At 72.9% G+C, this 21,465-nt stretch carries 14 protein-coding genes; 8 read left to right on the forward strand and 6 right to left on the reverse strand.

Annotation, left to right across the window (positions count from 1 at the left end; genetic code table 11):
• Window positions 1-50 precede the first annotated feature (50 nt).
• A complete protein-coding gene (locus L3i22_RS31155; protein WP_221321075.1) occupies window positions 51-2,012 on the forward strand; it encodes a SpoIIE family protein phosphatase in 1,962 nt (653 codons plus the stop codon).
• Here the strand turns inward: L3i22_RS31155 and L3i22_RS31160 are convergent.
• Window positions 1,995-4,724: a helix-turn-helix transcriptional regulator gene (locus L3i22_RS31160; RefSeq protein ID WP_221321076.1), complete on the reverse strand. Its 2,730-nt coding sequence runs from the start codon at window positions 4,722-4,724 to the stop codon at window positions 1,995-1,997. The two genes, L3i22_RS31155 and L3i22_RS31160, sit on opposite strands and share 18 nt — an antisense overlap.
• A gap of 103 nt (window positions 4,725-4,827) precedes the next feature.
• Between L3i22_RS31160 and L3i22_RS31165 the strand changes: the two genes are divergently transcribed.
• Window positions 4,828-7,572, forward strand: a complete 2,745-nt coding sequence (locus L3i22_RS31165) for an AAA family ATPase (RefSeq protein WP_221321077.1) — start codon at window positions 4,828-4,830, stop codon at window positions 7,570-7,572.
• On the opposite strand, the gene L3i22_RS31170 is transcribed toward L3i22_RS31165, so the two are convergent.
• From L3i22_RS31170 to L3i22_RS31180, 3 genes are all read right to left on the reverse strand, one after another.
• Entirely contained in the window at window positions 7,566-8,321 is a 756-nt protein-coding gene (locus L3i22_RS31170; RefSeq protein WP_221330239.1) for an endonuclease I family protein, read from the reverse strand. The genes L3i22_RS31165 and L3i22_RS31170 overlap by 7 nt on opposite strands.
• Window positions 8,322-8,425: 104 nt before the next feature.
• The gene (locus L3i22_RS31175) at window positions 8,426-10,357 is read right to left on the reverse strand and encodes a GDSL-type esterase/lipase family protein (protein ID WP_221321078.1); all 1,932 of its coding nucleotides are present in this window, start codon (window positions 10,355-10,357) and stop codon (window positions 8,426-8,428) included.
• A 180-nt stretch (window positions 10,358-10,537) separates the two neighbouring features.
• Window positions 10,538-13,339, reverse strand: coding sequence for an RICIN domain-containing protein (locus L3i22_RS31180; RefSeq protein ID WP_221321079.1), 2,802 nt, complete (start codon window positions 13,337-13,339; stop codon window positions 10,538-10,540).
• A 162-nt stretch (window positions 13,340-13,501) separates the two neighbouring features.
• On the opposite strand from L3i22_RS31180, the gene L3i22_RS31185 reads away from it, so the two are divergent.
• The 3 genes from L3i22_RS31185 to L3i22_RS31195 all read left to right on the forward strand — a co-directional run bounded on the left by L3i22_RS31185 (window position 13,502) and on the right by L3i22_RS31195 (window position 15,982).
• The gene (locus L3i22_RS31185; protein ID WP_221321080.1) at window positions 13,502-14,266 is read left to right on the forward strand and encodes an MBL fold metallo-hydrolase; all 765 of its coding nucleotides are present in this window, start codon (window positions 13,502-13,504) and stop codon (window positions 14,264-14,266) included.
• 44 nt (window positions 14,267-14,310) lie between these two features.
• On the forward strand, window positions 14,311-15,087 hold the full coding sequence (locus L3i22_RS31190; protein WP_221321081.1) for an alpha/beta fold hydrolase: 777 nt from the start codon (window positions 14,311-14,313) through the stop codon (window positions 15,085-15,087).
• Window positions 15,088-15,193: 106 nt separating this feature from the next.
• Window positions 15,194-15,982, forward strand: coding sequence for an alpha/beta hydrolase (locus L3i22_RS31195; RefSeq protein ID WP_221321082.1), 789 nt, complete (start codon window positions 15,194-15,196; stop codon window positions 15,980-15,982).
• A 120-nt stretch (window positions 15,983-16,102) separates the two neighbouring features.
• Here the strand turns inward: L3i22_RS31195 and L3i22_RS31200 are convergent, their stop codons facing one another.
• The gene (locus L3i22_RS31200) at window positions 16,103-16,549 is read right to left on the reverse strand and encodes a hypothetical protein (RefSeq protein WP_221321083.1); all 447 of its coding nucleotides are present in this window, start codon (window positions 16,547-16,549) and stop codon (window positions 16,103-16,105) included.
• A gap of 279 nt (window positions 16,550-16,828) precedes the next feature.
• Here L3i22_RS31200 and L3i22_RS31205 point away from each other — a divergent pair, with 279 nt between their 5' ends.
• Both L3i22_RS31205 and L3i22_RS31210 read left to right on the forward strand, forming a co-directional pair.
• Window positions 16,829-17,131, forward strand: a complete 303-nt coding sequence (locus tag L3i22_RS31205) for a transposase (RefSeq protein ID WP_221321084.1) — start codon at window positions 16,829-16,831, stop codon at window positions 17,129-17,131.
• Window positions 17,128-18,027 (forward strand): IS3 family transposase, encoded by a 900-nt coding sequence (locus L3i22_RS31210; protein ID WP_221321085.1) that lies wholly within the window; start codon window positions 17,128-17,130, stop codon window positions 18,025-18,027. Before L3i22_RS31205 ends, L3i22_RS31210 begins: the two co-directional genes overlap by 4 nt.
• A gap of 758 nt (window positions 18,028-18,785) precedes the next feature.
• Here the strand turns inward: L3i22_RS31210 and L3i22_RS31215 are convergent.
• A complete protein-coding gene (locus L3i22_RS31215; RefSeq protein ID WP_221321086.1) occupies window positions 18,786-20,702 on the reverse strand; it encodes an FAD-dependent oxidoreductase in 1,917 nt (638 codons plus the stop codon).
• 144 nt (window positions 20,703-20,846) lie between these two features.
• On the opposite strand from L3i22_RS31215, the gene L3i22_RS31220 reads away from it, so the two are divergent.
• Window positions 20,847-21,389 (forward strand): hypothetical protein, encoded by a 543-nt coding sequence (locus L3i22_RS31220; RefSeq protein WP_221321087.1) that lies wholly within the window; start codon window positions 20,847-20,849, stop codon window positions 21,387-21,389.
• The last annotated feature ends 76 nt before the right edge of the window (window positions 21,390-21,465 follow it).

Raw genomic sequence — 21,465 nt, forward strand, 5'->3', positions numbered from 1 at the left:
ATGACAATCTCTACAATTCATCATGTAGCAGGGCGAAATGGGGAGGAACGATGGACGGTCTGGACGAACGGGTGGGTGCGGCCGATGACGTCCGGGCGGTCTTCGAGTCCACGCCGGCCCTGTTGTGCGGGCTGGCCGGGCCGGAGCACCGGGTGATCGCCGCGAACGCGGCCTACCGGGCGGCGCTGGGCCGGTCCGACTTCGTCGGGGAGCCGCTGGCGCAGATGTACCCGGAGGGCGCCGGCCAGCAGCTGTTCGAGATGGCCGACCGGGTCTACCGGACCGGGGTCCCCCAGGTCGGGCAGGGCTGGCGGGCGCACGTCGAGCGCGGCCCCGGCTCGGGCCAGCTCGTCGAGATGTACTTCGACTTCACCATGGCGCCCCGCCTCGGGCCGGACGGCACGGTCGCCGGGCTGACCTATTTCGGGCTGGACGCCACCGACCGGGTCCTGGAGCAGCAGCGCGCGCACCTGGAGACCGTCGAGGCGGTCCGCCGCTACGAGGACGCCCGCGAGCTGATCACCACGCTGCAGCGGCAGCTGCTGCCGGCCGGGCTGCCGGTCCTGCCGTCGGTGCAACTCGCCGGCAGCTACCTGCTGGCCGAGGCCGGTGACGCGGCCGGCGGCGACTGGTTCGACGCGGTGCCGGTCCCGGGCGGCCGGGTCGCGCTGGTGGTCGGCGACGTGGCCGGGCACGGCGTGGCGGCGTCCGCGGCGATGGGGCAGCTGCGCGCGGTGCTGCACGACCGGCTCGACGAGACCGGCGACCCGCTGATCGCGATCGCCGCAGCCGACCGGATGGCGCTGCGGGTGCCCGCGGCCCGCGCCGCGACGGTCTGCGTGGTGGTCCTCGACCCGGCCGACGGCACGCTCGTGCACTGCTCGGCCGGGCACCCGCCGCCGCTGATCGCCGGCCCGCGGGAGAGCCGCTACCTGCCCTGCGCCGGGACCGGCTCGCTGGGCACCGGCGCCACCTTCGCCACCGCCACGGCGCAGCTCGGGCCGGACGAGGTGCTGCTGCTCTACAGCGACGGCCTGGTCGAGCGGCCGGGCCGGACCCCGGCCGCGGCCACCGTCGAGCTGGCCCAGGTGGCGATCGACGCGGTCGCCGGGCGCGGCCTGGACGACTCCGGGCTCACCCCGGTCGAGCGGGTCTGCCTGCACGGCATCGAGCTGCTCGTCCGGCAGACCGGGCACACCGACGACATCACGCTGCTGGCCGCCCGGCGCCGCGTCCCGGCGCCGCCGCTGCGGCTGTCGCTGGCCGCCGAGCGCGGCGTGGTCCGCCCGGCCCGGGACGCGCTGGTGCGGTGGCTGCTCGACCAGGGCGCCGGCGAGGCCGACCTGTCCGCGTTCGCGCACGCCGCGGTCGAGCTGGTCACCAACGCCGCCGAGCACAGCCACCCGGACACCGGCGGCGGCACCGTCACGGTCAGCGCCGACCTGGGCACCGACGGCGTCGCCCGGCTGGCGGTCGCCGACGACGGCCGCTGGCAGGCCCGGGAGAAGCCGGGCGACGAGGACTTCCGCCGCGACCACGGGCTGGGCCTGGCGATGACCGCGGGGCTCGTCGACGACCTGCGGCTGGACCACGGCGCGGCCGGCACCACGATCACCGTGCGCCGCCGGCTGTCCTGCCCGGCGACGCTGCTGACCACCGGCGAGATCAGCCACGGCGCCGCGTTCCGGCCGGCCGACCCGCAGCCGGCCACGCTGTTCCGGGGCGAGCCGGCGGCGCCCGGCAACCGGCTGGCGGTGCACGGGCCGCTGGACGCGGTGAACACCGACCGGCTCGCCGCCGAGCTCGGCCGGCTCACCCTCGGCGGCACCCACGACCTGGTCGTCGACCTGTCCGCGGTGACCCACCTGGCCAGCGCCGCGGTCGCGGTCCTCTACCGCTCGCCGGCGCTGCGGATGTACGCGCCGGCCGGCAGCCTCGCCCAGCACGTGCTCACCCTGGCCGGCCTGCCGCACACCACGGCCGACCCGCACCGGTCAGAGGACCCGGCCTAGCTGGCGGCGGGACTCGATGCCGAGTTTCCGGAACACCTTGCGCAGGTGGTAGTCGACCGTGCTGGCGCTGACGAACAGGCGCTCGGCGATCTCCGGGTTGGTCAGGCCGTCCCGGGCCAGCGCGGCGATCGCGGCCTCCTGGGTGGTCAGCTCGCCGGCGCTCCCCACGTCGCGCCGGCGCGCGGTCTCGCCGGTGCCGAGCAACTCCTGCCGGGCCCGGTCGGCGAACGCCGGCGCGCCGATGTCCTCGAACCGGGTCAACGCCGTACGCAGGGAATCTCTCGCGTCCTTGCGCCGGCGCTGCCGCCGGGACCACTCGCCGAAGAGCAGGTGGGCCCGGGCCAGGTCGCTGACCGCGGCGGTCCGGCCGAGCTGATCGATCGCGGACCGGAACAGCTCCTCGGCCTCGCCCGGCCCGGCCAGCACCGCCCGCGACCGGGCGAGCAGACCGAGCGCCCACGGCGTGCCGCTGACCGTGGCCCGCTCGGTCTGCAGCGCCAGCGCCCACGCCGCGCGGTCCCGGTCGCCGGCGTAGGCCGCGGCCTCGACCAGGTCCGGCAGCACCCGGGTGTAGACGTTCGCCCAGTCCGGCTCGATCAGCTCGGTGGCGACGCGGGCCGCCGACCCGAAGTCGCCCCGCCCGAGGTCCAGGATGATCCGCCCGATCGTGCCGATCCCGGCGGCCGAGCCCATCCCGAGCCAGACCCCGGCCTGGTACGCCCGGTCGAGACGGTCCCGGGCGTCGTCCGGCGCCCGCCAGCCGACCTGCTCGCCGCTGCGGTACACCTCCCACATGTACGGCGTCCCGGCCACCGCGTCGCGCAGCTCGTGCACCTCCAGGAGCAGCTCGTCGGCGCTGTCCAGCCGCCCGAGCGTGGTCTCGTGCAGGGCGGTCGCGTACAGCGCCATCTCCAGCATGTGCAGCGCGCCGGTCCGCCGGGCCACCACGGCCGTCCGGCGCAGGATCCGCTCCCGGGTCCGGTCGTCCCAGTACCGGCTGCACGCGGTCACCCCGGGCGTGAAGTGGGTCAGCAGGTCGGCGTCGGACACCTCGCCACCGGCCAGCTCCGCCCCGGCCCGGGCCAGGATCGGCACCCCGGCGGCGTAGCCGGTCCCGATCAGCTCGGCGAAGCCGTCCAGCAGCAGGTCGGTGACGGTCTCCCCGCGCTCCGGGCGGCCCGCCCACACGCCGGCGAGCTGCCCCAGGTCGGTGCCCTCGATCAGGTATTCGGCGCGCATCCCGTAGTCGAGGGAGCCGACCAGCGCGCCCCGGGCCAGGTCCGGGTCGACCGGCCGGAACGCCTGGTAGGCGGCGACGCAGGTGGCGGCGATCGGCGCCATGCCGCGCTCGCCGCCGAGCGCCATCGCGGTCTGCGCCCGCAGCATCAGCCGGTTGCCCTGCCCGACCGCGTCCAGCAGGGCCGGGTCGATGCCGTCCAGCAGCACCCCGGCCTGGGTGGGCGCGCCCGAGGTGAGCGCGGCGCCGGCCGCGGCCAGCAGCCGCCCGGCCCGGTCCCGGTCGTCCGGGGTCAGCTCGGCGGCCCGGGCCAGGAACGACGCGCGGGCCGCGTAGCCGCCCCGGTCGGCGGCCCGGCCGGCCGCCGCGACCAGGTCGCCGGCCACCTCCTCGGCCGGCTGCAGGGTCGCGGACGCGCGGTGCCAGGCCCGCCGGTCGGCGTCGGCGGCCCGCCCGGTCGCGGCGGCCAGGGCCCGGTGCGCGGCGCGGCGCTCGGAACTGGTCGCGCCGCCGTAGATCGCCGAGCGGACCAGCGGGTGCCGGAAGCGGATCTCGGTGCCGAGCGTGACCAGGCGGGCGCGTTCGGCCTCGTCGGCCGCCTCCGGGGCGACGCCGAGCCCGGCCGCGGCCGTGGTCACGTACCCTGGATCGCCCTGGGGTTCGGCGGCCGCGACCAGCAGCCAGGTCTGGGTGGACCGCGGGAAGTCCCGCACCTGTTCCAGGTAGTGCGCCTCCAGGCGGCTGCCGACCGGCAGCGGCTCGGGCAGCAGCAGCGCCCCGGCCAGCTGGTTGCCGGTCAGCGACGCGGACAGATCGGTGATCGCCAGCGGGTTGCCGCGGGTCGCGGTGACGATCTGCCCGGCCACCTTCGGGTCGAGCACGCCGGTCACCACCGAGCGCAGCAGCTCCAGCGCGTCGGCCGCCGGCAGCCCCTCGACCGCCAGCACCGGCAGTCCCGCCAGGACGGCCACGTCGCCGGTGCCGGTGCGGACGGTCAGGACCAGGCCGATGCCCTCGGCGTGCACCCGCCGGGCGACGAACGCGAGCACGTTCAGCGACTCCCGGTCCAGCCACTGGGTGTCGTCCACACAGCACAGCACCGGCCCGTCCGCGGCCACCCCGGCCAGCAGCGACAACACCGCGAGGCCGACCAGGAAGCGGTCCGGCGCCGGGCCGTCGGCCAGCCCGAAGGCCACCGACAGCGCTTCGCGCTGGGTGCCCGGCAAACCTTCAAGATCTTGGACGTACGCGATCAGCAGCCGATGCAGGGCGGCGAACGGGAACCCGGCCTCGGCCTCCACCCCGGCGACCCGCAGCACGCGCAGGTCGGCGCCCGCCCCGGCGACCGCGTCGAGCAGCGCGGTCTTGCCGATCCCGGCCTCCCCGCGCAGCACCACGACCTGGCTCATCCCGCCGCGGACCCGGTCGAGGAGGTCGGTCAGAGCGGCCTGTTCCACGTCGCGTCCCAGCAGCACCGCCGCAGACTACGTGATCCGCGCGGACGACTACGCGGTCGGCGCGCACGACTACGAGATCGACGGACCCGAGAACCCTCCCTCGGATCCTAGGGTTGAGTCCGTGCTGGAGCTGGACGCCGCGCACCAGGTGATGCGCGGCCGGGACGCCGAGATGTCCGTGGTGGAGCGGCTGCTGGCCGGCACCCGGGCCGGCCGGGGCGCCGCCGTGGTGGTCCGCGGCCACGCCGGGATCGGCAAGACGATGCTCCTCACCGCCGCGCGGGCCGCGGCCGCCGAGGCCGGGATGGCCGTGCTGACCACCAACGGCGCCGAGGCGGAGAAGGCGCTGCCGTTCGCCGGGCTGCACCAGCTGCTCGGCCCGCTGCTGGGCAACGTGCCGGCGCTCACCCCGCGCCTGCAACGGGCGCTGCGCGGCGCGTTCGGGCAGGAGGACGCCTGGCCGGACCTGTTCACCGTCGGGCTGGCCGTGCTGGAGCTGCTCGGTGACCGGGCCGCCCGCACCCCGCTGCTGATCGTCGCCGAGGACGCGCACTGGCTCGACCCGGAGACCCTGGACGTGCTGGTCTTCGTGGCCCGGCGGCTGACCGTCGAGCCGATCGCCGCGATGATGGCGGTCCGCGCGCAGCACACCGGCGTGCTCGCCGGCACCGGCCTGGGCCAGCTGCGCCTGGCCGAGCTGGACGACGACGCGGCCGGGCGGGTGCTCGCCGACCACGCCCCCGGCCTCTCCCCCGGGCTGCGCGACCGCGTCCTGGCCGAGGCCGCCGGCAATCCCCTGGCCCTGGTCGAGCTGCCGCGGGTGCTCACCCCGGGCACCGGGCTGCCCGAGCTGCTGCCGCTCAACGAGCGCCTGGAGTCGGCGTTCGCCGACCGGTTCGCGCAGCTGGACGACCCGGCCCGGGCGGTCGTCACGGCGTTCTCGGCGGACTCCGGCTGCCCGCTGCCCGCCCTGCTGGCCGCCGCGCAGGCGCTGACCGGGACGCCCGTCGCGGCGACCGCGATCCAGCCGGCCATCGACGCCGGCCTGCTCCAGATCCAGGATCGCCGGCTGCGCTTCCGGCATCCGCTGGTCCGGTCCGCGGTCTACCGGGCGGCCGGCGACATCGCCCGGCTGACCGTGCACTCCGCGCTCGCCGACGCCCTGGCCGACGACCCGGACCGGCGCGCCTGGCACCGCAGCGCCGCCACCCTCGGCCCGGACGAGCAGGTCAGCGCCGAGCTGGAGGCGGCCGCCGGCCGCGCGCTGGAGCGCGGCGCGCTCGGCGTCGCGGTGACCGACCTGGACCGGGCCTCCGAGCTGACCGCGGATCCGGCCCGCCGCTCGTCGCTGCTGCTGCGCGCCGCCGAGCTCGCCTCCCAGTTGCTCGACCGGCAGATCGCGGTGCAGCTGGTCGCCAAGGCCGACCCGCGGCAGGGCGACACCGCCGACCGGGCCCGGCTCGCCCTGGTCCGGGACATCGTGGAGCCGGGCGACTTCCGCGACACCGGCCGCCTCGACCTGCTCTGCGACCTGGCCCTGGACGCGCTCGCCGGCGGGCACCCCGAGCTGGCCGGCATGCTGTGCTGGCGGGCCGCGTCGCGCTGCTGGTGGGCCGGGCTGCCGTCGGCGGCCGGCGTCCGGGTGACCGCGGTGCTCGGCAAGCTCGGCCTGGCCGCCGACGAGCCGGCCGCGCTGGCGATCGCCGCGTACGCCCAGCCGGACGTGCACGGGCCCGGCGTGCTGCGGCAGCTGCCCGCGCTGGTGCCGGACCGGACCGACGTGGACGGCATGCGCTTCCTCGGCGGGGCGGCGCTGATCCTCGGCGACTTCGTCACCGCGTCGTCGTTCATGGGCACCGCCTCGGCCGGCTACCGCACCCAGGGCCGGGCCGCGCTGCTGGCCCGGAACCTGTCGTCGACCGGGTTCATCCGGCTCTGGCTGGGCCGCTGGCCCGCGGTCCGGGCCGATCTGGAGGAGGCCGAGTCGCTGGCCGAGGAGATCGGCGACCACTTCTGGATCGTCGCGGCCCGCTCCGCGCAGGCGCTGCAGGAGGCGATGTACGGCAACGACCAGACCGCGGTCCGGCTCGCCGCGTCGGTGCTGGCCAGCCCGCTCGTGGTCGGCGTGCGGTTCGTCGCCAACGCCGCCCAGCACGCGCGCGGGGTCGCCGCGAACGCGGCCGGCCGCCACGACGAGGCGCTGGACCTGCTGCTGCGGGTCTTCGACCCGCAGGACGACACCCATCATCCGGACATGTGCGGCTGGGCGCTCCCAGACCTCGCTGATGCCGCCGTACGGGCGAACCGCCGCCCCGAGGCCGACGACCTGCTCGCCCGCTCGGCGGAGCGGGCCGCCCGGTTCCCGTCGCCGATGCTGGCGCGCTCCCTCGCGTACGCCCAAGCCGTTCTCAGCCCGGAGCCGAGCGCAGCCGCGGCCTATGGGAAAGCCCTCGCCATGGATCTCGGCCCGTGGCCGGTCCACCGGGCCCGGCTGCAGCTGGCGCACGGCTCGTGGCTGCGCCGCACCCGCCGCATCCTGGAGTCCCGCGTCCCGCTGCGCGCCGCCCGCGACGGTTTCGACGCGCTCGGCGCGGCCGCCTGGGGCCGGCTGGCCCGCGAGGAGCTGCGCGCGGCCGGTGAGGAGAGCGCCGGCCGCGCGACCCCGTCGGGCGAGCAGCTGACCGCGCAGGAGCTGCAGACCGCGATGCTGGCCGCGGCCGGCCTCACCAACCGGGAGATCGGCCAGCGGCTGTTCATGTCGCACCGGACGGTGAGCTCCCACCTGTACCGGATCTTCCCGAAGCTGGGGATCACCGGCCGGGCCCAGTTGCGGGCGGCGCTGGAGGCGCTCCCGCTCGATCAGTAGATGTCGTCGACCCACTCCGGGTGGTCGATGAACGGGTTCCGGTTGTGCTGCCAGTGCTGGTAGATGACCTCGTTGCGGTTCTTCTCGAACGCGTCCGGCGGGTCCTCGTCGTTCCACTCGAGCAGCGCCGAGATCCGCCCGATGCGCGGGTCCTTGCCCCGGCTGGTCCGGTCGTCCGGTTCCAGGTCCGGGCTGCCGGCGTCACCCTCCCAGCGGACCGCCATGTAGAAGATCATCCGGGCGACGTCGCCCTTGGCCTCGTCCCGCGGTTCCCACGAGTCGTCGTCCAGGTTGTTGTTCGGGGCGTAGCGGGCGGGATGCCCGCCCTCGTCGAAGTCGAGGTTGCTCCGCTCCGAGTTGACCAGCACGTTCTCCGGCCGCAGGTGGTGCACGTCGGTGCCGGGTCCCGGGGCGGTGCCGAAGTCGCCGTGCGACTTGGCCCAGACGTGCTCCCGGTTCCACTGGTTTCCCCCGCCACCGTGATTCGTCCAGGGCATGCTCCGCCCGGAGTAGATGCCGATCACGTTCCGGGAGTTCGCCGGGTCCCGGTCGGTCTCCTCGAGAGCGTCCCAGACCTTCCCGTACGACAGCGTCGTCACCCGGCTGGAGATGATGTCGTGCAGCGTCTCCTTCAGCGCGGCGCCGTGCAGGCCGCGCGCTGCCGCGTAATAGTCGCCCTCGGCCGCGACCGCCGGGGACTGCGGTACGCCCGCCGCGAGCACGCCCATCAGAAGGGTCGTCGCCAGCATCCTCACCGTGTTCCTCCACCTCTGAGATATCAGCAGCTCAGACGCTAGGAGCGGCCGATCGCCGGGCGGTCCACATCGCCCGGCGATTCCCCCTTACGGGAGGTTCAGCCGCATGCGGCCAGCGCGCGCCGCCGATACGCGAAGAACGCCACCGCCATCAGCCAGGCACCCCCGGCCGCCCCGGCGACCAGCAGCCCCACGCCGCCCCGCAGCAGCCGCCGCCCGACCTGATGCGCCTCCCACCGGCGGGCCTGCTCCTTGCACGTCTCCAGGTCACACGGCACCGGGTCCGGGTCCGCCACCCTCGGGATCCGGGTGGTCCGCGCCGCCCGGCGCAGCTCCGGCTCGTTCTCGCTCAGCCAGGTCCGGAAGACCCGGCGCATGGCGAGGTGGCCGCGCTCGTTCGGATGCAGGCTGGTGTGCATCCAGTTGCTCGGGTTGAAGCGTTCCTCGGCGTGCCCGTGCACCGACCGCAGCCCGAGGAAGTTCATCCCGGCCCGCCGGCCGTTCACCGAGTCGCACAGCTGGAGGTGGTCGTTGACCAGCGCGTCCCGCATGTCCGTGAGGTAGTAGAACCCGTGTTCCTGGGCGGTGGCCCGGATCGCCTGGTTCAGGTCGTCGGTGAACTGATGGAGGAAGGCCTGCTCCCTCAGCGAGAAGGCGACCTGATCGCACGGCTCCCCGGTGTACCGGATCGGCTGCGGGTAGGGCACCACGACCACCGGCACGCCGGGGAATGCCCGGTCCACCGCGGCGTAGGCCTGGTCGAGCTCACCCGGCACCTGCTGGATCATCCCCAGCCAGATCCTGCTGATCTCGGTGCAGTCGCCCGGCGCCAGGCAGGCCTCGGCGATCTTCGCGAAGCCGGCGTCGTTGCCGCCCAGGCTCAGCACCACCAGCCCGGGCCGGTAGTGCCCGTGCATCGGGTCGTCGGTGTACTCCCTGACCTGCCGCACCACGTCCGTCTGCCGGGCACCGGCGCAGGCCAGGAACGTCAACCCGTCGAACCTCCGGTCGTCCTGGGTGATCAGCACGGCCCAGGCGGTCGGCGCCCGATTGCATCTCGGCCGGTTCCGCCCGGCGTCGCCTTCGTCGTAGAAGACCGACGCGCCCTCCCCGGACATGTACGAGTCACCGAGCGCGACGAGCACGTTGGACGCGCCCGCCGTCGGCTGTGGCGTGTCGCTGCCGGGCAGCGTCGGCGGGGTGATGCCCATCAGGGCCACGCCCGCCATCACCGCGGCGACATCGGCGTGGGTGATCGACACCAGCGCGACCACGAACAGTCCCAGCACCACCAGGACCGGGGCCAGCCAGTCCGAATCCGAGACCCGGACCGCGCTCACCGAGGCTCCGAGGTAGAGCACGGCCCCGCCGCCCCCGAGCGCCCACAGCCGGCGCGTCGCGTCGTCCGTCCGGCACAGCCATCGGATCGCCTGCTCGGATCCGAGCCCCATGCCCACCGGGATCAGCCCGGCCACCCCGACGGCGAGCAGCACCGCGCCGACGATCCAGGTGGACCAGGCCAGCAGCACCGCGCCGGCCAGCGCCAGCACCAGCCCGGCGACGGTCAGCCGGACCCCGCAGCGGCGCGCCGAGAACTCCCGTCCCAGCACCCGGACCGAGCAGGTCTGCCGTGCCTGGGTGAGCGCGGACCCGGCCACCAGGTAGATCAGCACCACCCCGCAGATGCCGAGCAGCCCGTTGTCGCCCAGATCCGGCCACGGGGTGAAGAAGAAGGCCAGGAGCAGGACCGCCACGCCGAGCAGGACCTTCCCGGCCCGGTACGGGATCACCCACTGCTTGCCGTCGAGGCTGTCCGCGTACTGCCCGCGGACCCAGACCGTGGCGGCCGCCACGAAGATCGCGAACACCACCCAGACGGTCAGCGTGCCCTGCCCGGAGCGCGCGAACCCGAGCAGCGCGCCCAGCGCGACGACGAACGTCAGCGTCCGGCGCAGCGCCCCGCGCGCGTCGACCGTCGGTCGTGCCGAGGTCGTCCCGCCGGATTCCGGAGCCGTCGATGAAGACTTCACGAAAGGTGCCATGGCAGCCGCCCACGAAACTGATGATCCGTCGATGTCGGCCTGACGGTCTCACCCGAAAATCAGCCGGGAGGCTGGTTTAACGGAATTTCCCCCTCGCCGTGCGGCGCACCGCCACTCTCGCCGGGCAGTGCGCCGCGCGCCCGATTCCCCCGTACCGGAGAAAGGTTTTTACGAAGGAATGATTCGCCAGCGCTGGTTGGCCAGGCCCAGGTCGGGCCACTGGCCGACGTCCGCGCTGTTCGCGGTGGACTGGCCCTGGACCTCGAGAACCTTTCCGCTGTGCCGGGCGACGACGGCGAAGACATTCGTCGCGGTCCAGGCCAGGCGCCACTGCTGGTTCGTTCCGCCGACGTAGTCCCACTGCACGGCCTTGGCGCCGTCCGCCGTCGACTGCCCGGCGATGTCCACGCACTTGCCGTCCAGGTTGCTGACGATCGCGAAGAAGCCACCGCCGGCGTCCTGCAGTTTCCAGACGTGGTCGGCGGATCCGACCGGCGGGTACTGCTGCAGTTGGGCCCCGTTCGCGGTGGACATGTTGTTGATCGCGAGCACCTGACCGGAGTGCGTCGCCTGCAGCTTGACCGTCCCGTCCGGGATCAGCCGCCAGTTGTGGTCGGCCGAGCCGTTGTCGGCGAACTGGACCACGTTCGCCGAGTCCGCCGTCGACATCCCCGCGACGGCGAGCACCTTGCCCGAGTTCTTGTTGCGGATCCGCACGTAGCCGGTGGCGTTGTCGGCCACCTGCCACAGGTGGTCGGCGGTCCCGCTGTCCTCGTACTGCACGACCTGCGCGGAGTCGGCCGTGGACATCACGTCGACGCCGAGCAGCTTCCCGGAGTTGACGTTCTGGATCTTCAGCCAGCCGTCGCCGTTGTCCACGAACCGCCACAGGTGATCGGCCGTGCCGGTGTCGCCGAACTGCACCACCCGGGCGCTGTTCGCGGTAGACATGCCGGCCACGCCGAGCACCTTGCCGCTGTGCTGGTTCTGGATCCGGAAGGCGACCCCGGCGGCCTGCCAGGGCGTGCCGGCGCCGATCGTCGGGAACGACGTGATCCGCAGCCGGGCCGCGCCCATCGGGATCAGCGTGACCTGCTCGACCGGCTCGGCCGACGGCGTCGGGCTGTCCTGCAGCGGGGTGACGATGGTGTCCGCGTCCGCGGTCCAGCCGGGGATCTTCCGGGCCGGCGTGGTGATCCGGATCGGCGCGGTGGCGGGCGTGAACGGGTCGTTGACGTTGCCCAGCCCGGTGGTCACCGCGAACTGGGTGGCCCCGTCGAGCCCGTAGTTCCAGGCCGAGCCGGGCCGGACCTCCCGGGTGGGCCAGGTCGCCGTGCCGCCGGTCTGCGTCCAGTTCTCCGTGACGGCCAGCGAGAACGTCAGCGCGCCGAAGCCGACCGACACCGACTTGTGGTTCGCCGTCCAGGTCCGGGTGCGGGCCTGCATCGGCAGCCGGAGCACGATCTTGTCGCCGGTGTTCCAGGTCCGGGAGATCTTCGCGTACGCCGGTCCGGCGCCCGCGCTCACCGCCGCCCCGTTCACGGTCAGCGCCGGACTCGCGCACCAGGCCGGGACGCGCAGGTAGACCGGGAACGCCAGCGACTTCGGCGTGGTCACCGTGTACGTGATGGTGTCCCCGAACGGATACGCGGTGTCCGCCTTGATCGACACCGTGGTCCCGTCCCCCACCTTGGCGGTCACCGTGGCCGGCCCGTGCAGGGTCGCCGCCAGCCCGCCGTCCGGCGTGGCCACCCACATCTCCTCGACGTAGTACGGCCAGCCCATCCCGTAGTTGTGCGGACAGCACCGGTAGTTGTCGATGCCCAGCATGTACGCCTGCATCGCGAACCCGTTCTGGAACTGCCCGGCCCGTCCCGGCGCGTCCCGCAGCGCGATGCTGTTCGCGCTGGTGATGTAGTGGATCCCGCGCTGCTGCGGGTCGAGCGAGGCGGGCAGCGAGTTGAACGCGAGATCCTCGGTCCGGTCGCCCCACACCGGGTCGCCGGTGATCCGGGTCAGCATCTCGTGGCTGGCCATGAACTCGACGATCCCGCACGTCTCGAACCCCTGGCGCGGGTCGCCGAAGCCGGGCCGGGCGTTCTCGTCCCCGGCGAAGCCGCCACCGGAGAACTGCCCGTACGTGTTCATGATCTGGTTGTAGTCGTTGTAGCTGGCCTGCCGGTGGCCCGCGTCGCCACTGAGGATCGAGTAGACGGCCGGCTCCCGGAACCCCTGGGCCAGGTTCACGTTGTGCAGCGACGGCAGGTTGTTCACGTAGTTCGCCGAGTTCGCGTGGATCTTGCGGGCCAGGTCGAGCAGGAACGCGTCGCCGGTCCGGTTGAACGTCCAGAACACCACTTCCAGGGTGTCCGCCCAGCGCAGGCTGCCCCAGCTCTGGTTGAACGCGCCCGCGCCCTGGGCGTTAACGAACTGGAAGAACCGGGTGAAGAACGGCACGATCCGACTGTCGGCGGTGTACTCGGCGTACGACCGCAGCGCGTGCAGCATCGGCATGTGCGGCCAGAAGTCCGGCCCGCCGCCGAGGCTGGTCCGCAGCGCGGTGGGCCCGAAATAGCCGTCGCTCGCCTGCGTCGCCAGCACGCCGTTGATCCACCGCGTGGTCTCGGTCTGCACCCGCGAGTCCCCGGTGACAAAACCCAGACTCGAAAAACCCTTCAGCCAGTACGGCAACTCCTCCCACCCGCCGAGATTCGGGTGCACCCAGCCGGTGTTGTCGTACTGCAGGAAGTGCGAGATCTCGGTCATCCGGCCGTTGATGCCGGTGAGCTGGTAGTTCAACTGGGTCGCCAGCCAGCCGCCGGCCCGGGTGGCGCCGGGCGGGAGTCGCAGGAAGGCATCGGGCTGGAGCGGGGCGCGGTTCGTGACGTATCCGGGGGTGGCGGCGTGAGCGGCGGTGGCGCCTGCGAAGGGGGCGACGGCTGCTGCGGCCAGGAGCGTACGACGTTGCACGAAGTCCTCCTGCGTGCGCTTGTGCGCGATTATGTGCGTTCGCTAGCGTTACAGGATCGTAAAACGTAAATGTCTCGCTGTAAACAAGCCGTTCCGAATGCGGTCACATGACGCAGTGAAGTTACGGATGCGCGGGCCGGACGGGCCGTGCATGGTCGGGGCATGAAAGACGTACGAGTGACGCATATCGGGGGCCCGACCGCGCTGATCGAGGTCGGCGGGTGGCGGATCCTGACCGATCCGACGTTCGACCCGCCGGGCCGCCGGTACTCGTTCGGCTGGGGCACCGGCTCCCGCAAGCAGACCGGGCCGGCGCTGAGCCCCGCCGACGTCGGGCCGGTCGACGCGGTGCTGCTCAGCCACGATCACCACGCCGACAACCTGGACGATCGCGGCCGCGAGTTCCTGGCCGGGGTACCGCTCGTGATCACCACGCCGGCGGGCGCCCGCCGCGTCGGAGGGCATGGCCTCAGCGCCTGGGAGTCCACCACGCTGCATGACCCGGACCGGTCCGGCATCCGCGTCACCGCCACCCCGTGCCGGCACGGACCCGCGCTGAGCGGGCCGATCGTCGGTCAGGTGATCGGCTTCGCGCTGGAGTGGGACAGCCAGGAGCACGGCATCCTCTGGGTCACCGGCGACACCGTGCTCTATCCCGGCGTGCGCGAGGTGCCGCGGCGGTTCACCGTGGACACGGTGCTGCTGCACCTGGGCGCGGTGACGTTCCCGGTCACCGGCGGGCTGCACTACAGCCTGACCGCGACCGACGCCGTCGAGCTGTGCCGCCTGGTCCGGCCCCGGACGATCATCCCGGTGCACTACGAGGGCTGGTCGCACTTCAGTCAGGGCCGCGACGCGGTCGAGCGGGCGTTCGCCGCCGCGCCGGACGGACTCGGCGACCGGCTGCACTGGTTGCCGTTGCAGTAAACCTACTGATGCCCGCCGATCCGCCGATCATGCAGCGTAAGGGCATGCCAACACGCCGTAACCTGATCGCCGGCTCCGCGGCGGTCGCGTCCGGCGCCCTCCTCGGGGCGCCCGCCGCGGCTTCACCCAAACAGAAACCCACCGTCGTGCTGGTCCACGGCGCCTTCGCCGACGCGTCCGGCTGGAACGACGTCGCCCGCCTCCTCCAGCACGACGGCTACCGGGTCCTCGCGCCCGCCAACCCGCTGCGCGGCGTCACCGGCGACGCGGCGTACCTCGCCTCGTTCCTGGACACCGTCGACGGGCCGGTCGTCCTGGCCGGCCACTCCTACGGCGGCTTCGTGCTCACCAACGCCGCGGCCGGCAAATCCCACGTGAAGGCCCTGGTCTACGTGGCCGCGTTCGCTCCGGACGCCGGGGAGACCGTGCAGGACCTGCAGCTCAAGTACCCGGGCAGCAAGCTCGACCAGACCGCCCTGGAGATCCGTCAGCACCCGGCCGGCGCCGACGGCTACGTCAAGGCCGACCGGTTCCGCGAGGTGTTCGCCGCCGACCTGCCGCGCTCGGTCACCGACGTGATGGCCGCCGGTCAGCGGCCCGGTGACCTGTCCACGCTCGGCACCCCGTCCGGGCCGCCGGCCTGGCGGGAGATCCCGTCGTACTTCCTGGTCGCCCGCGACGACCAGCTGATCCCGGCGGCCGCGCAGCGCTTCATGGCGGCTCGCGCCGGCGGCCACAAGGTCGAGGTCAGCGCCTCGCACGTCGCCATGATCTCGCAGCCTCGGGTCACGGCCGACCTGATCCGGAAGGCCGCCCGATGAGCTTCGTGACCACCGCCGACGGTACGCGGATCCGCTACGGCCGCACCGGCACCCACCAGCCGCGGCTCGGCGAGGACCTGCTGAGCTTCCTCAAGGAGTACCACGCATGAGCACGATCGTTCTGGTCCACGGCCTCTGGATGACCCCGCGCAGCTGGGAGCACTGGGTCCCGTACTACGAGGCGCAGGGGCACACCGTGCTCACCCCGGCCTACCCGGGCTTCGAGGTCGAGGTCGAGGCCCTGCGCGCCGACCCGACCCCGATCGCCACGGCCACCGTCCCGGAGACCGTCGCGCACCTCGAGAAGATCATCACCGCGCTGCCCGAGAAACCGATCATCATCGGACACTCGTTCGGCGGCACGCTCACCCAGATGCTGCTCGACCGCGGCCACGGCGCGGCCGGCGTGGTGATCGACTCGGCGCCGCCGGAGGGCATCCGGGTCAGCCCGCCGTCGCAGCTCAAGTCGCTGTTCCCGATCCTGAACAACCCGGCGAAGCGCCACCAGGCCGCCGGTTTCACCCCGGACCAGTTCCACTACGCGTTCACCAACACGCTGTCGGAATCGGACTCACTCGCCGCCTACGAGCGCTACGCGATCCCGGCGCCGGGCTCCTGGGTCTGGTCCTACGGCCTGATCGCCAACTTCAAGCCCGGCAAGCAGGAGACCTGGGTCGACTTCCACAACGAGAACCGCGCCCCGCTGCTGTTCATCGCCGGCGGCGCCGACCACATCATGCCGCCGTCGGTGAACAAGTCGAACGCCCACCACTACAAGGCCGCGAACACCGTCACCGAGTACGTGGAGTTCCCCGGCCGCTCGCACTGGACCTGCGCCGAGCCGGGCTGGGAGCGGATCGCCGACAAGGCCCTGGAGTGGGCCCTCGCCCACTGACCGTTTCTCATCACGCCGCCCCCGGTTCCGCCGGGGGCAGCCTCACAACTCACGCCGCCCTCGGATCCGCCGGGGGCGGCGTCACAACTCACGCCGCCCCCGGATCCGCCGGGGGCGGCCTCACAGCGCCATCGGCCGCCAGGCCAGCGCCGCGTCGACGATCCCGGCCGGCGTCATCCCCTCCGGATGCCGGTGGACGTCATGCACCCGGAAGTAGGGCACATTGGCCTCGAGCACGTGATCGAACCAGCCCGCGTTCTCCTCGCCCACCTGCACCCGCCGGACCAGCTCGATCAACTCGTCGCGGGTGATGCCGTCGACCTTCGGCCAGACCGGCAGCGCCGCACCGAACGCCGCCTCCTCGAGGCTCATGGACTCCCAGTAGCAGGCGAAGAAGTACGGGTCGTAGTCTCCGCCGGTGTCCGCGTTGAACGCCGCGATCGCCGCGTCGGCCTCGGCCCGCTGTCCGGTCTCGATCAGCTCGCCGATGCGCTCGATCGCGGCGCCCAGCGCGTCCAGCCGCTCCGGCGCGATCTCGGGCAGCCGCAGCTCAGGCCGTAGGTCCATGCCGCACATTCTGCGACCCCGCGCCGGCGGGTGGCATCCCCGCACATAACAGATCAAGATCAAATTCTTCATTGCCCCGGCTGCGGCCAATAACTGATCGTCGCTCCCGCGGGGACCCTTGCGGGCTTCGCAGGGCCGCGAGGCGGCCAAGAACGCGAAACCCGCAAGGGCGATGTCCGTGGGTGGGCGCGCTTGCAAAGTGGGCCTGCCCCGTTTTGACGGACATCCAAGATCAGGGGACCTGGGGTCTCCGGGAGGATGTCCAGCATCATGGAGAGCGTGGGAAAGAAGCGATCGAGGCCGCGGCGGGCGTTCACGCCGGAGTTCAAGGCCGAGATTGTCGAGTTGTGTCAGCGTGGTGACCGCATGGTCGGGCAGGTGGCCAGGGATTTCGATCTGGCTGAGACCGCGGTGCGGTCCTGGGTCAAGCAGGCCGAACTCGACACCGGGACTCGCTCAGACGGGCTGACCAGCGACGAACGAGCCGAGCTCGCCCAGCTACGGGCGGAGAACCGCCGGCTGCAGCAGGACGTGGACATCCTGAAGCGGGCGACGGCTTTCTTCGCGAGGGAGACCCGGTGAACGTGTATCCGTTCATCGGCGCGGAGCAGGCCGGCAAGCACAACGTCAAACGTGCCTGCGAACTGCTCGAGGTCTCCCGGTCCGCCTACTACCAGCACGCCCGCGGCGAGCAGTCCACCCGGGACCGGGCCGACGCCCGGCTGACCGAGCAGATCATCGCGGTGCACGCGGCGTCGAACGGCACCTACGGCGCGCCGCGTATCCACGCCGAACTGGCCGCGGCCGGACTGCGGCACGGCCGTAAACGCATCGCCCGCCGCATGCGGGCCGCCGGAGTCCGGGGTAAGAGCCCGCGCCGCTGGAAGACCACCACGATCCCGGACCCGAACGCCGGTGCCCGCCCGGACCTGGTCGACCGCGACTTCACCGTCGACCCGACGGCGGTCGATACCCGCTGGTGCGGCGACATCACCTACATCAACACGTGGGAAGGCTGGCTGTACCTGGCCACCGTCATCGACCTGGCGTCACGCCGCGTCGTGGGCTGGGCGGTGGCCGACCATCTCAAGACCGACCTGGTCGACGCCGCGCTGACCGACGCCTTGGCCCGCCGCCGGCCCGCCGACGGACTGGTCTTTCACTCCGATCGCGGCTGTCAATACACCAGCGCGCAGCACGCCTGCCTCGCGCAGCGGCACGGCGTACGCCTGAGCGTGGGTCGGCGCGGTCAGTGCTGGGACAATGCGGTCGCCGAGTCGTTCTTCGCCACGATCAAGACCGAGTTGATCCACCGACAGACGTGGCCTACCCACAAGGCCGCCCGTCAGGCGATATTCGAGTACGTCGAAGGCTGGTACAACACCCGCCGCCGACACTCCAGCCTCGGTTACCTCAGCCCCGCCGCCTACGAAGGCGGCACCGTCATCAACCTGCTACCTACTCTCAAGGTAGCTTGAAGATCAACTCATCGACCCTGTCCGTCGAAACGGGTCAAGCCCAAAGACCCTAAACCCGTGAATGCCGGCCCATCGGGTTATCCACACCAGAGGGTTGTCCACAGGCCGTCTACATGATCAAGGCCGGCTTCGATAGCGTGATTTCGAGGGCGGGGGAACCCCCGGTGGGCGGGCCCCTGCCTGCGACACGACGGCCCGGCCCGGCCCGGGACAACCTGCCCCGGCCCACGAGGCGGCGAGCCCTGGCCCGCGACACAGCCCTCACCACCAGCCGAGACCGCGCGGGGCGCGCGGGGCTGGGTGGGAGAGCTGGCGCGGGCCCGGGCACGGCGCGCGGGCCCGGGCACGACTCGCGAGCACGGGCACGGGCACGGGCACGACGCACGGGCCCGGGCACGACTCGCGAGCACGGGCACGACTCGCGAGCACGGCGCACGGGCTCGGGCACGACGCACGACGCACGACGCACGACGCACGAGCACGGCGCGCGGACACGACGCGCGGGCACGACGCACGAGCACGGCGCGCGGACACGGCGCGCGGACACGGCGCGCGGACACGGCGCGCGGACACGGCGCGCGGACACGGCGCGCGGACACGGCGCGCGGACACGGCGCGCGGACACGGCGCGCGGACACGGCGCGCGGACACGGCGCGCGGACACGGCGCGCGGACACGGCGCGCGGACACGGCGCGCGGACACGGCGCGCGGACACGGCGCGCGGGCACGGCGCGCGGGCTGCCGGGGTGGGGCTGGGCTATGGGGTGGCTTGGGTGATGTGTTCGGCGGTTCGGGAGGCCAGGGCCATGATGGTGATCATCGGGTTGGTGCCGGACGAGGTGGGGAACGCCGAACCGTCGCCGATCCAGACGCCCGGGGTGTCGTGCAGCTCGCCACGCGGGTCGGCGACGCTGGTGGACGGGTCGGTGCCCATCCGGCAGCTGCCCATCTGGTGGGCGGAGAAGAGCACCGCACCGCCCGCGCGCAGCGGAATCTCCCGGGCCTGCGCGACGAAGCCGTCGAAGTCCTCCCCGAAGGTCCACGACGGCACGCCCCGCGCGAGGAACCGGATCCCCCGGGCGCCCGCGGCGTGGTGCAGACGGATCTGGGCCTCGATCGCGCGCTGACTGTTCCGTACGTCCAAATCGTCTTTTATCTCGTAAAAGGCCGAACCATCCGAGCCGACCCGCCCGTGCCCGCGATCCCGCACCAACCCGATGAACGATCCGTAGTTACGGTAGTCCGCCATCGCCTGCTTGTGCTCGGCCCCGGTGGTGAACGGCACGGCCGACGCCCCCAGCCCGGTCGTGTACTGCACGCTCTCCATCAGGAAGCCGTAGCCGTCCTCGACCGCCGCGAACTCGTTGACGAGCCCGGCCTGCGGCGGCCCCCACCAGCCCCGCATGTCGGTCCCGTAGTCACCGAGCGTCACCGTGCACGGATGCAGCCGCAGGTGGTCCCCGACCGCCGGCCCGCCGATCCTGGAGCGCAGCAGCACGCCCGGCGAGTCCAGCGCCCCGGCCGCCACCACGACGACCGGCGCCCGCACCGTGACCGCGAAGCTCCGCGAACCGTCCTCACTGGTCCACCCGCCCACGACTCCGGCAGCCCGACCGTTCTCGGTCACGATCCGTTCTACGGAGCACCCGTCGATCACCCGCGCGCCGTGCGACACGACCGCCGGCTCCAGGTAGACCTTGAGCGTCGACTGCTTCGCCCCGGACGGATCCCCGAACCCGAGGCCGCCGGCGACCAGCACGTCGTGCCGCTTCTCGTCCCAGTTGCGGAACGCCGTCGCGAACGACCAGCCGAGCGCCTCCGCGCCCCGGCTCATCGCCTCGTGCGCCCGGTTGAACTGCGAACACTGACCGGTCACGGACAGCTCGCGCCACACCGCGTCCAGGTGCCGGTCGAACTCCGGGGTGGCCAGGTCGGTGAGCCCGTGCTCGTGCGCCCACTCCCGGCGGACCCGGTCGGTGGTCCGGATGCAGTTCGTCCAGTTGATCACGGTGCCGCCGCCGAGCCCGGAGCCGGTCATCAGCGTGATGTTCTGGTCGGCGGTCGGCGTCGGGCCGCCCCGCCGGTACGACTGCTGGTACGCGGCGAGTTCCAACTGCCGGAAGTCACTCTCACTGCGATATCGGCCCGCCTCCAGGACGACGACGCGCGCGCCGGTGGCCGCGAGTCGCCCGGCGATCAGGCCGCCGCCCGCGCCGGATCCGATCACCACGACGTCCGCGTCGAGGTCCAGGTCGGCGGTCGGGCGCAGCGGGGTGATCGGCCGTTTCTCCGGGACCGGTGGGCGGGCGGCCGGGCCGGGGTAGCCGAGGCGGCTCCAGTTCGGATTGCGGCCGGTGACGTCCGGCATGCCGTACGTCAGCAGCAGCACCAGGCTGGTCAGCGGGGTGACCGCCGGCCCGGCCGCGCCCAGGATCTGCTCCCGTTGCGCCTGGGCCGCGGTCAGGAAGCCCTGGGCGGCCAGCGCGTCCAGCAGCAGGCCGACCGATTCCTGCTGGTCGGCGGGCATGGCCGCGATGGTCGCGAGCACGCCCAGGTCGGCGCCGACGTCGGTGGCGCGGCGCGCCCAGAAGCCGTCGGCGTCATCGGGATGGTCGATGGGGGGAACCACGGTGTCGCAGAGCAGCCGCAACACCTGAGTCCGGTCCGGGTTCACGAGACGGGCCTCCTTCGTCGCTGGAGAAGGGCTTCGTGGAGAAGGGCCAATGCATCAATGTACGACGATGAGCGGCACCGTGAACCCGGCGCGACCCCCCGCGGTACACCCGGATACCGAACTTTCGTCACCAAGGGGGAATCCATGCAACCCGTCGCCGAGGAACCGTCCGCCGACGTGACCGCGCTCGCCCTGTCCCGGGGCCTGGGTCACCGCGTCGACAGCCGCAAGCTCGCCAATCCGGTGACCCGGGGCGCCGGCCTGCTGCTGGCCGCGGCCGCCTCGATCGGCCTGCTGGTCCTGCTCAGCTATCTCGGTCAGGACAGCGACGGCTTCTTCTGGGAGGTGCTGCACGTCATCGCGCTGGTCTTCTGCTTCAGCGCGGTCTTCCTGATCGTCAGCGGCCTGCGGGTGTTCATCGTCGGCGCCCAGTCGTTCCACGTCTTCGCCAACGGGTTCGTGCACCGCCGCAACGGGCGGGTGCAGGCCTACACCTGGCCCGAGGTGACCGAGCTGAAGCCGGTTCTGCAGACCCGTGGCGAGGACCGCGGCCGGCTGCTGAGCTACGCGCTCGTCCCGCGCCAGGCCAAGCCGATCGCGATCCCGGTCGCCGTCGTCGACGGCCGCGACCCGTTCCTCGACAACCTGATGGGCCTGCTGCAGCACCACGGCATCCCGGTCAGCTGACCTCCGCCGTGGTCCGGGTCCGCCGCCCTCTCCCGGCCGCGAATTTTCCGGCGGTACGGCGGTAGCCCCGCCCCGC

This window comes from Actinoplanes sp. L3-i22 (genome assembly GCF_019704555.1).
Classification (GTDB): domain Bacteria; phylum Actinomycetota; class Actinomycetes; order Mycobacteriales; family Micromonosporaceae; genus Actinoplanes.